Origin of the sequence: uncultured Odoribacter sp., assembly GCF_937966165.1 — a bacterium.
GTDB lineage: Bacteria > Bacteroidota > Bacteroidia > Bacteroidales > Marinifilaceae > Culturomica.
This window is the reverse complement of record NZ_CALCLB010000028.1, coordinates 1-11,984: the sequence shown is the minus strand read 5'-3', so window position 1 is coordinate 11,984 and position 11,984 is coordinate 1. Positions and strand designations below refer to the sequence as shown.

Here is an 11,984-nt window from a genome sequence, read left to right as displayed (position 1 = left end):
TACGACCTACGGATTAACAGTCCGCCGCTCTAACCAACTGAGCTACTGAGGAATTTTTCTCAAAAAGCGTTGCAAAGATAGGCCTTTTTTTGAAAGCTGCAAAATTTCATTACAAAAATATAAAAAGAAAAAGAAAATTTATACTTCAAAAAGATGTCAATGGATAAACGTAAAAATGTAGAATTGTACAAAAGATTCAAATGATCAAGGACTGTCTGAAGAATGCCCGTCTGACTGTCCCGCAGATAAAAAAGATACATGCGGAATATCCGTTTAGTTGATTCGTTTCCGGCGCATACTTTTTTTCCAGGAGAAAGTACTTAAACATCCGAACGATTGAAGATTCAAAGGTATTAAACCGACTGTTTTTTTGGCGAAGCGGACGAAATATTTTAAGTTTGTATGTCCTAGGAAATAAAACGCCGGATGCATCTGTATTTAACGAATAGGTGATTTTACAAATTTTAAAAAATATGAACTATTTCAAGGAGATTAATGTAGCCGTTACCGTATGCGATAAAGAAGGAAAAATTATCGATATGAATGATAAATCCCGGAAAACATTTATGAAACCGGGACAAGAAGAAATAATAGGCAAAAATGTACTGGATTGTCATCCCGAACCTGCCCATTCATTATTAGCTGACATGCTTGTAAATCCCCGTACAAATGTTTATACCATTGAAAAAAACGGGATAAAAAAACTGATTTACCAGACACCTTGGTATCAAGAGGGAGAATATCAAGGATTTATGGAATTATCGATGGAGATTCCGATGGAAATGCCGCATAAGATCAGAAAACCGAATCCCTGATGAGGAATAAATTTTCTGATCCCTTCAAAATCAGTGTTTCCCAGACAAGATTTCTTCCAAATCCAATTGTTGAAAATACAGATCTCCTGCCCCTTCATAAAGAACCCCCAACCGGCCGGAAGAAATTTGTGTCAGACAGGAATAACCAAAACTCCCTGGTTCATAAATAAGTTTCTGGTATTTCTTAGGCCAGGTTCGCCCTTCGTCAAAACTCAGTTTTAACGTTGAATGTATGCGATTAAGGGTATCCGCAGGATTAAAAAAGGCCAGTCCCTGCCGTCCGTCCTGTAATTGAATCCGAATTAAACTGGCCTGGCAAACAGGTTCCGGCAAAGCAGAACGGGAAGAACTATGCTCTTCCCAGGTCTTTCCCCAATCTTTTGTGACCGCAACAGCCCGGGAGCCCCCGCGGTCATCCCGCATATTCAGCATCAGACTTCCGTCATTTAATTCCACAACCTGGGCTTCCGTCGTTTTACTGCGGGCCCCTGTCCCCAGATGCCAACTCTTCCCTTTATCCTTGCTGTAAAGAATCGTAGAATGCGGAATCTGATCTTTATCCTTAAACTGGGCTGCAAAAACCAATACCCCTTCCTTAGTTGTAATTCCCATACCTGGTCCGTTAAAACACAAATACCATTCCGTTTTTTTTACCTGAGAAGTAATATTCACCGGTTCTGCCCAAGTTTCCCCTTCGTCATCACTATAGGTCATTACCAATTGACCGGTTTTCTCCGGACTCATACCGGGTTGTGAAGCCCACCAAGCCCTTTTTCCGGGATTCCCGTGCAACCATAAAGCTGCAATCCATATACGTCCCGTCTGAGGGTCCACCAATATAGCCGGGTCACCCACTCCATTTTCCCGCCCGGATTTGTTTCCCCACTGCCCCATGTCCAATGCCTTTTGCATGGGAAGCCAGGTTTGTCCCCCATCTAAACTACGGCTGATGCCGACATCAATGTCTTCTTGCAAATCCAGAGAATTATTATGGCGCATATCATAAACAGCTATCAACGTCCCTTTAGGAGTACATACAAGTCCCGGAATACGGTAAGTATGTACACCGTCGTCTCCCCTTTTACGAACGGCATACCCCACAGCCGAAGGAAACAAAGGAGAAGAAATATTTATTTTTGCCTGAGCTCCCGCCATTAAAACTTCGGTACACTGTATATTTATTTTGTCCGTCAGTTTTGCCTGATCCGATAATTGTACGGACACCCAGAAATGATTTTTCCCCGGCCGGAGTACTTGCCGCCCTTCAAATTCAAGACCGGAAATACGGTATTGTGTACGACCAAACAACACAGAGGGACTGAACTTTTCAGACAGACCGGTAAAAAAAATATTTACTTTTTCAACTGCTTCCGGATTACTCGTCCCTTCTCCCGACAAAACAAACTTGTCCAACTCTATTTCCCTTTCCGTACGATTATACACCTCTATATGAAGCAACGGATTTTCCGTTTTACCGATAAATACGGGAGCCACCGTTTTTGAAACCTCTACAGGAACAAATACCTCCGGACCTCCACAACTTCCCAATAGAATTAACAGAAGTAAAAAAATTAAATTTTTCATATAAAAAATTTTTTAAGCGCATTATACACAAAGAAGAGTCCAAATATAACGATTTGTTAAAAATTAGAATTAAAAAACGGGAAGATATTCGCTTTTACACCTCACTATTTACTCTTATTGAAAAAATCTACTTAAATTGACTGTACAAGAGAATCTGTACTATTTCAAATAAGCAATTAAATTTTCAAAGGATGTAAAAACATTTATACTATTATTTTTTTCTTTTAAACGGAAATCATAAGGAGAGAGTACTTCAAGAATCAAGCCGGCATTTTCTTCTATCTGAAAACCATTTCTAGCCAAAGCGTTTAATGTCCAGAAAAGCAGTTCACCTTTTGCTTTTACCGTAATTTCCTTTTCCTTCTGCATTTGCGGACGAAAATTTCCTTTTCCCCGGTCAAATACAATTTCATTACGGGCAAAGAAGCGATTGATGGCTCCCGAAAAAATCAAATCCTCAGGAGTTCCGCATACGAATCCCTTCTCCCGGGCTAACAACCAAAGCCGGTCCCCTAACAATAAAGCCTGTTCCAAATCATGTGTAGACAGAAGTACGGTTTTTCCTTTTTTTACAGCTAAATCGTGTAATAAATCCATAATTTCAATCCGGCTCACCACATCCAAAAATGCTGTCGGTTCATCCAACAGCAGGAAAGGGCATTCCTGCGCCAATGCTTTTGCAATCATAACCTTTTGCCGTTCCCCGTCGGAAAGCTCTGCAACATAACTTTCAGCTTTAGCAGCAATCCCCACAGCTTCCATAGCCTGACATATAATATCCTTATCTTTTTTCTGTAAACGTCCGAAAAAACCGGTATGCGGATGCCTTCCCAAAGACACTAAATCAAACACAGTCAATCCTCCTGTCATGGTTCGGTCAGTTAATACCAGTCCGATTTTCCGGGAAATTTCTTTTTCAGTATAAGCCGTTAAAGAGCGCTCTTCCAATAATATATCACCTGCAATAGGAGACTGTGTACCCCCCAATGTACGTAGCAGGGTAGATTTACCGGCCCCATTGGGCCCTAACAAACAAGTTAATTCCCCTTGACGGAGTGTAAAAGAAAGCCCTTCATGGACTTTTTTCACCTTTCTTCCCTGCCGGTAACCAATCGTCAATTCCTGAGCCTGTATGACAATATCACTCCTCATGTACACGAATACTTATAGAATTCAATTAAAATACTGTATTTTCTTTTGGTTAACAACTACATAAATAATAACCGGTGCCCCTAACACAGGCGTGATTGCATTGAGAGGGAGAACTCCTGCCGCTCCCGGTAGCACACTAATCAAATTACACAAAAGAGCAATTCCTGCTCCCCACAATAAAGTCAGCGGCAATAAGTATTTGTGATTGGAAGACCGCAGTACAAGGCGGGCAATATGAGGAACTGCCAAACCAATAAATGCAATCGGACCGCAAAAAGCTGTCGTTACAGCCGTCAACAACCCAGTGCTCACCAACAACAAAATCCGCACTCTTTTTATATTTACTCCCAGGTTTTCAGCATAACGTTCTCCCAACAGAAGTGCATTTAAAGGTTTTATCAATAATACAGCCACTAAAAGTCCTCCGGACAACAATAGACAGAAAACCGGTAATTGAGAAACGGAAAGGCCGGAAAAATCTCCCATTCCCCACATTGTGTAAGAAAAAACACCTTCTGCCGTAGAAAAAAAGTTCAGCAAAGAAATCAACGAAGAAGTAATATAACCAATCATAATTCCAATAATGAGTAACATCACATTACTCCGGATCAAAGTGGAAAAAAATATAATTAGTCCCAAAACAGCTGTAGCGCCTGCAAAAGCAGCCAGAATAACAGCAATATATCCTGAGAAAGAAAGGCCGTCAGAAAAACTTCCGACAGTTCCTCCGAATAATAACATCACTAAAGCCACCCCTAAACTGGCACCGGAATCTATTCCCAAAATAGACGGGCCTGCCAGAGGGTTTGCAAAAAGGGTCTGCAACAATAAACCCGATACGGCTAAAGCGGCTCCAGCAAACAAGGCAGTCACCGCCTGAGGCAAACGGGTCTGCAATACAATAAAAGCCCAGGAGGTTTTTTCGGCCTCTTCACCTGCCAGAATACGAACGACTGCACGAAAAGGAATATTCACAGAGCCTATAAAAAGACAGGCCATGAACAACACGACTATCAATAATAGAGGAAACCAGATTACCCGATACTTTACCATTCTCCGACCCTTTACTTTTCCATAGGCTTATAATATCTCAACTGATGTCCGGGCAATATATCCGGGTGAAAAATGGCTACCAGATCTTTCAATAAATAATCCGGATGTACCGGCATTTCTTCGTAGTACGGAACCATAGCTGTATTACAGGTAAAAATACGATGATTTTTATAGGCCCCGAATTTGGAATAAGGAGCATATTCTCTTTTCAAATCTTCATAATTCATATCCTGAGGACGATTGTATTTAATCAACCAAAAATCTGCATCGCCATATTTTTCAAAAACAGTTTCAAAAGGTAATCCGATACTCCCGCTTTGTTGTTCTCCTTCTGTACCCACCGTGGCTCCGGCATCTTCGAGAAAATGAGCCATATAGCTTTTGCCTCCGGGCAAATACCATACCCCTCCGTATTTCTTTTCGGTAACAACAGACGGACGTCTTTTTATATTTTGAGTCAGAGCCTTAATTTTCTCATAAGCTTTTACAGTCTGCCAGAAAAGAGAATCTGCCCACTCTTCCTTACCAAAAAACAAAGCCTGGAAACGAATCCATTCCGCTCTTCCTAAAGGGGTAGGTTCCATGTAATCCACACATTTTATCTGAGGTATACCCGTCTTTTCCACCCGTCCGTAAGGTGCATTACTTAATGGGGACGTAATCATCGCGTCCGGATCCAATTCCATCAGCCGTTCTACGTCCGGAGCAGCAGCTTCCCCTATATCGGTAATTTTACCGTTTGCCAATCCTTGTTTTACAAAATCCAAATCAATATAACGGGACTCACACACTCCGACCAATTTATCGCTGACACCTAATAGCTGCAAAACTCCGCAATGTACAGAGGTCGCAACAACTACCCGTTGTAAAGGGGTCCGTATGAGTATCCCTTCGGGTAAGTGTACCGGCAAACTTTTATCTTTACCGACAAGCACATATCTCTGTAAATACCGGGTTGTATCCCAAGGATCCCGGATCCCCACCTCCGTATATGCTGAAGTACGGTTTACGGTATAGCCAGTAGCATAATACACTTGATACGGCTGCGCTTCAGCGCTTTTATCCGGCGCCGGTTTATCTTTCTGCCGGCAAGACGCCAGTAATACAACAAATACGACAACTAAACAGACACAATTCTGCATTATAAAAAACTATTTTATATAAATAATGAACAATCCCAAATCCCCATACTCTTAAAACGGAACCCTCTCCGTATTACCCTGTAAAACCATCCGTCCGGTAATCGTAAAATCAATCAACCGTTTGTCCTGCTTCAGCGGCTTTCAAACCAGTAAAATCCATGATGTAGGGGTGAAATTCCCCCACCTGATGTTTTCTACAGCTATATCCTCGAAAGCTATTGAAAAAGTTTTGTTTTGCAGGTCTTCTGACTTTCCCGATTCAAGCGCCTTCCCATCCGAAAAGACAGTGGCTAAAGTAATGCTTGAAGTAATCTGGGATCACAGCAGCGGGACTGTTCAGGATTTCCACCTGATTCCCATTTTAATCCTTTACGCCGAATGACGGTCCGGAACAAAACAAGGCAAAGGTATGTTATTTTTTGGAAAAACAAGTCTATTCGTCCAGGCACAATTCGTTTTAAACGTAAAAACGGATTTATAACACCCCCTCATTTAATTCAATTCATTATTTCCTCCTTCTCTCAGCAGGGTGCGGATACGCTGCCGGAGATTAAGCTGAGCACTATCTACTTTAGCCCTTCGCGAAGGAATAAATAGATTCTTATATTTTGCCTTGGTAATCCGGAACCTTATCTTTTCCAAGGAACCGGAAATATCGACTCCAGCCCGGAAAGGTATTGGAGATTTTAACAGAGAGACGTGATATTTAAAGGTCATATCGATATTATGCTCTCCCCCCACAGCGACCTTATAACGATCCATTTCCAGTAAGAAAGGAAATATTTCAATTACCCCGTCTTTTATCAGGAAATCAACAGAAATAGAATCAATCATATTCCGTTTTTTATTTTTAAACATCAACATTTTAGAAATTTCAGCGAAAGTTTCTCCATCCATTAATACCAGATCATGCCCGTCCAAATAAGCTGCTGCCCGAAGCGTAGGCAAATCAATCATAAAAGCCGAATCCAACCAACTCTCTGCCGAGATATGAAAATCGACCACTCCTTCAAAAGATTTCAACATGGGGAAAAGCGTATCCAGAGCCGGAATCACGCGGACCAGACTGTCAATCCGGATATCGTGCATTTTCAAGGCAAAGCCTGTATATGCCCGTAAAGTGTCCGTAGCTTTATAAATTAAAGTCGCATCCATATTGGCGGCAGAAGAACGCAATTCCAGATCTGAAACTTCTATGCATTGATTCTTCATGACCATTTCCCCGTGTATGCTATCCATCAAAAGATTACCGAATATCATTTTATCAATATCCGTTTTAAAAGTAAAATCAATACCAGGCGGAACGACAAATACAGCACTATTCCCTTCATATCCGATAGAATCACTGGCTACGGCCAGATTATCCATATCGTCCTCCTCCGTAGAGATCGCTTCTTTATACCCTGTTTGTACTTTATTCATATACACAGTTCCCATATCCAAAGCCCGCATAATCTGATTGCAATTAATCATTTTCGACTGAACTGTAAGTTCTGCCTTGAGATCCTCTTTTTTGAAAAAAGCCCGGGTCAAATTAGAGAGACTTCCTGTCAACCGTACATCCGATCTTCCTATACGCATAACAGCAGAATCCAGAAAAATCTGTTGCCGGTCGAAATGAACACGTGTTCCCGGCATACGGATACGCAAGGGGAAATAAGGAGTATAAGCCCGCAGTCCCTCAAAATCTATATATCCGGAAGGAAACCATATCCGTTCATTGCGACGGCTCCTCGTAGCCGACAATTGCAAATCCCCTCTGGCAATATTCAACCGGTTATTGAGTGCCCTTAACCGCAAACTGTCAAATTGGAACTGCGCCTCAATCCGCGGAATATCTTTATTACGCTTACTCGGCATCAATTTTGCCTTGGCTTCCATTTGTTTTACCCCCAATAACAGGGTATCCCGAACGATAAAAAGAGTCCGGCCAATGTGTAAACCGGAATTTACAGTTGCAATAGCCAGGGTGTCCTTTAGGGGAGTCGTCTTTAACGTCAGGTAAGTCGTATCCATCAATAGCCTTACTTTATTTTTCACATGAATGTCCAGACCGGAATATCCTACAATACCATTCAGGAAATCGACTCCCTGCAGAACCTTTTCATTTTTCCGATTGGTAGCGAAACCGATTCCTGCCGATTTTACATTCATCACGATACTGTCTTTAGGAATAAAAACGGCAACATCCTGCATTTTACACCAGCCCCCCACTTTTAAACGTCCGTAGTTAGCAGCCATAACATCTGAAAGCAACACATTTGTCTTCAGGGAAGCGGCTATTTTTCCTTCACAGTTAACTCCATCCGTTAATGGAAATATTCGGGTCAAATCGTCAAAATCAATATCAGCATCCAATTTTGCCCGAATCACAGGATCTTCCAAAATATTCTCAGCTCTCCCGACTACATCGATATCTGTTTTTCCGCCTTTCATACAAAAATGATCCAGCTGAATGTAAGAAGGTTGTTCTTTTTGTAAATCAATTTGAGCAAAAAAATCCATGTCTAACTGCTCGATTTGCGAAGGCATTCCTTCGTAGGCAATGTAACCGTCCTTAATTTTAAATTCGGAGGTAAATAACGGAATATTTTTCTTTCCGTACAAACCGGTTAAAGTTCCGGTACAAAGTACATCCCCCCTTACATCTACCTTTTTATCTTTGTCCAAAACATCAGCGGGCACCAAATCCAGTAATGTTTTCAAAGAAGGGATATGAATTCCATATTTTATATCTACCAGAACTGTCCGGTTCACAGTATCAGCCTGTAAACGCCCGCCCGCACCAAACTTTATCCCGTTTACTGTAAATACGGCTTTTTCCAAGGTATACAAAAGGGAATCCCGGTTCACATTCATACGCGTTTCCACTCCAAGTGCCAGCCGCCGGACCAACAATTTCCCTTCCTGCCATAAAAGCAGATTCTGAGCAGATAAATCCAATTGAAGTTCAGCCGTACGACCCAAAAAATCCCCGTCCACATCTAAATTCAATCCCTCTACTCTGGAATAAAGCTGTGTATTCCGGTCATCAAACACTAACCAGCCATTCCGGATCTTCACATTCTTTATATCCAGATATGTTTCGGATCTTACTTTTTCCTGCGGCACAATACTGTCTGCTACAAGAGAATCAGCAACTTCCCCCGTCATATTCCAATTGGCCTGCCCGTTCTTATCTATAAAAGCATAAATACGGGGAGCATCTAAAATAAAGTCTTTTACTTTAATTTCGTTTTTTCTCAGGTAAGCAACCGGATTTACTGTAACCAAACATTCTTTTATGTACATTAACGAATCCGTTTGAGCTGCCTGCAGGGAAGTATCGCGCAAAACATTTGAAACAATACTGGCATCTGTTATTTTTAACCCCAGATCCGGGAAAGTCGAAAAAAAAGTCAATTCGATTTCCCCGATATGTATATCAGCCTTCAAATATTGAGCTGCCGTCTTTTCCACTAAAGGAGTTATTTTAGCAGGAGTAAACACAAAATTAAGAATAATGCCTATTGCTATGCCTATCAGGAAGATCATTCCGACTACTGTCAGAAAAAACCATTTCAGGATTTTTTTCCCCCTTGTTTTTTTTACTTTTTCAGACATGACTCAATTATTTTTTACTCCCTGCATTCCATTCTAATCCTCAATAGATCAAATAACGAAGCCTGATTTTCTTGAAATGCTCCAAATCCGTCTGCCAGGATTTCCGAATCTCATCCTCCTTTTTTCCTGCCAATACCGCTTCCCTTAAATCAGACGTCCCTGCTAATTTATCAAAAAAAGGAATAAAAAAAGAAGTTTTTCCTTTATAATTTTCATAAGCTTGCAACAACCAATCCAAACGAAGCCTTTTTCCTTTTTTTACAATTTCATATTGATTCCTCAAGTCCTTTCCATAACATTTCTTCCCCAGGCATTTTGGATTTTTGCTCATCCCTTCAATACGAACAGGTATATAAGTATAAGGCATATTTTCCAAATCCGGATGTCCAAATACCTGAAAAGGCATCAGGGTTCCCCTGCCCTCGTTCACAACTGTCCCCTCAAAAAAACAGACAGAAGGATATAACATCACCGAAATCCGGTCCGGTAAATTCGGAGAAGGTCTGCGGGGCAATTCTATTATCATATCCCTCGACCAGTTCCGGCAAGGAACAACGGTCAGTTCGCATTCAATTCCCCCCTTCAACCAATGTTCACCATTGATCATCTTTGCATATTCTCCAATCGTCATACCGTATACTACGGGAACAGGGTGCATGCCGACAAAAGAAGTATATTCCGGCTTCAAAACCGGACCATCTATATAAAAGGCATTGGGATTAGGCCGATCCATAACAATAAGGGGAAGCCCGTTTTCTGCACAAGCTTCCATGACATAATGCAGGGTTGAAATATAAGTATAAAAACGTACCCCTACATCCTGCATATCAAAAATGACGACATCGATTCCTTTTAAATCTGCAGCCGACGGTTTCTTTTTCGAGCCATACAAAGAAATAACAGGTAAACCGGTTTGCTCATCTGTATAATCTCCGATTCTTTCCCCCGCATCAGCAGTACCCCGAAAACCATGTTCCGGACAAAATATTTTTACTAATCCGACCCCTTTCTGCCTCAAAAAATCAACTGTATGTAAACCATCCTCCCGAACCGCCCCTTTTCCTGCCAATTCCATTCCACAAACGACAGCAGTCTGGTTGGCGACCAAAGCCACCTTTTTTCCGCTTAGTTCTGCCTGATAAGTCTCATAACACCATATACCAGGCCAAACGGTTTCAGCGGAAACAGTCTGTTTCAGAAACAAAAACAGACTGAATATCCCCCATAAAAATTTCACATACATACAACAAAAAATCATTGGAAAGAGGCGTTTCCGGCAATCTCTTCCTATTTATTTCCTTCTTTATAATCCAATCCGGCCGTAAATAAAATTGCTTCCACCTGCCGGAGCATATTCCGTTTCTTATCATCCGGAGCATAAATATAACCCATCATATACAGAATCCGGTTATTTTCCTGATCCAATACAACATTCAGTACGAACGGCCCTCCCATAAAATCGTTAACGACCATCCACAATCCTCTCATCATTACAGCATAATGCTTCCCTTCGTATTTATAAGTTTTCGCCACGACCGGGGCAACAGTATCTAAAGCCATATAGGTTTTGGGCAGAGGTCCGGGAATAAACTTTCTCAATTCTGTATTTACAGAATCGACAATAGCCTGCTTGTCAAACTGGGCCGCATCCTTATACTCTTTCTGAAAGAATATAATTCCCCGGCTGTCTACGCGGGTTTCCCGGGATATCCATACAAAATCAGCCGTATCTTTATTAATGATATATCCGGTAGGGAAACTCCAACTCAGCTGATATTTATCCCTGAAAAGTCTGTAAATTTCAGCATTCGGATTCTTTTTATAATTAGTAATGAGACGATCTTGTTCCGCCTTCAGAAAAACATCCAGTATTTTCTGTTTATTAGCCTCAAACACTTTTAAAAAAGCGGCTTTATCCGGAGCATCTATTTCAAAATATTTTTGAGTACGGGCCCAGGGGCTGTCTTTAAAATGAATAGACGCAGAATCAATTTCAGGAGAAATTTTGGTGACCAGCACATTCCTGTACGTTTTTACATTTTTGTCGAAAAAAGCCAACGGAAGATTTATAATGTCAAACATCGGTTCGGGCTGAGGTAATCCTATCTGCTCCTGGGTAAACCACTGTTTAACTGTATCTCCGAGCGGTCCCTGCCATTCAGCCTTATCCATTACAATTAAGACTTCATTTGAACTACCGGAAGTAACAGGCAAAGCCTTTCTCTTCTCCTTACAGGCGACTACTGCCGCTAACAGGAATACTCCTATTGTTATTTTCAATAAAGGTGTTGGTTTCATAAATTTGAGTTTTATTTGTTATTTTTCTAAAACAGACTCAGTATTTACTCTCCGCAGGTTCCAAAATGCCTTTGACAGAGCCGACCAAAATTTTGGCTTCTACCATAAGAGGGATCCGATATTCATCCTTACTTACCCATATTTTCATATTCTCCCCTCCTTTAAAGACATCTCCTTCTACCAGAAGAGGCGAAAATACATAACATTCTCTCTTCTTTCCTCCGACTCTTACTTTATCTATACCCAGGTAACGAATATAAAGATCATAAATTTTATTATCAATCAAGATCCGTATAGGTATAAGCTCTTTCGGTTTTAAGGTATCGAAATTAATCTC

9 protein-coding genes and 1 riboswitch are annotated in these 11,984 nt (G+C 41.1%); of the genes, 1 reads left to right on the top strand and 8 read right to left on the bottom strand.

The window, feature by feature from the left end:
* The first annotated feature begins 473 nt into the window (after positions 1 to 473).
* A complete protein-coding gene (locus Q0465_RS11395) occupies positions 474 to 815 on the top strand; it encodes a PAS domain-containing protein (protein ID WP_298616357.1) in 342 nt (113 codons plus the stop codon).
* A gap of 30 nt (positions 816 to 845) precedes the next feature.
* Here Q0465_RS11395 and Q0465_RS11390 read toward each other — a convergent pair whose 3' ends face one another.
* The 8 genes from Q0465_RS11390 to Q0465_RS11355 form a co-directional block, all read right to left on the bottom strand.
* Positions 846 to 2,399, bottom strand: a complete 1,554-nt coding sequence (locus tag Q0465_RS11390) for a sialidase family protein (protein ID WP_298616354.1) — start codon at positions 2,397 to 2,399, stop codon at positions 846 to 848.
* Between the two features lie 159 nt (positions 2,400 to 2,558).
* A complete protein-coding gene (locus Q0465_RS11385) occupies positions 2,559 to 3,551 on the bottom strand; it encodes an ABC transporter ATP-binding protein (RefSeq protein ID WP_298616351.1) in 993 nt (330 codons plus the stop codon).
* Positions 3,552 to 3,572: 21 nt separating this feature from the next.
* Positions 3,573 to 4,604, bottom strand: a complete 1,032-nt coding sequence (locus tag Q0465_RS11380; protein ID WP_298616349.1) for an iron ABC transporter permease — start codon at positions 4,602 to 4,604, stop codon at positions 3,573 to 3,575.
* Positions 4,605 to 4,615: 11 nt separating this feature from the next.
* The gene (locus Q0465_RS11375; RefSeq protein WP_298616347.1) at positions 4,616 to 5,746 is read right to left on the bottom strand and encodes an ABC transporter substrate-binding protein; all 1,131 of its coding nucleotides are present in this window, start codon (positions 5,744 to 5,746) and stop codon (positions 4,616 to 4,618) included.
* A 217-nt stretch (positions 5,747 to 5,963) separates the two neighbouring features.
* Positions 5,964 to 6,158: riboswitch (cobalamin riboswitch) on the bottom strand.
* Positions 6,159 to 6,238: 80 nt separating this feature from the next.
* On the bottom strand, positions 6,239 to 9,349 hold the full coding sequence (locus Q0465_RS11370; protein ID WP_298616345.1) for an AsmA family protein: 3,111 nt from the start codon (positions 9,347 to 9,349) through the stop codon (positions 6,239 to 6,241).
* A 40-nt stretch (positions 9,350 to 9,389) separates the two neighbouring features.
* Positions 9,390 to 10,592 (bottom strand): DUF1343 domain-containing protein, encoded by a 1,203-nt coding sequence (locus tag Q0465_RS11365; protein WP_298616343.1) that lies wholly within the window; start codon positions 10,590 to 10,592, stop codon positions 9,390 to 9,392.
* 44 nt (positions 10,593 to 10,636) lie between these two features.
* Positions 10,637 to 11,647 (bottom strand): DUF4837 family protein, encoded by a 1,011-nt coding sequence (locus Q0465_RS11360; RefSeq protein ID WP_298616342.1) that lies wholly within the window; start codon positions 11,645 to 11,647, stop codon positions 10,637 to 10,639.
* A 37-nt stretch (positions 11,648 to 11,684) separates the two neighbouring features.
* The coding region (locus tag Q0465_RS11355) for a DUF3108 domain-containing protein (protein WP_298616340.1) at positions 11,685 to 11,984 on the bottom strand (300 nt) is incomplete at its 5' end.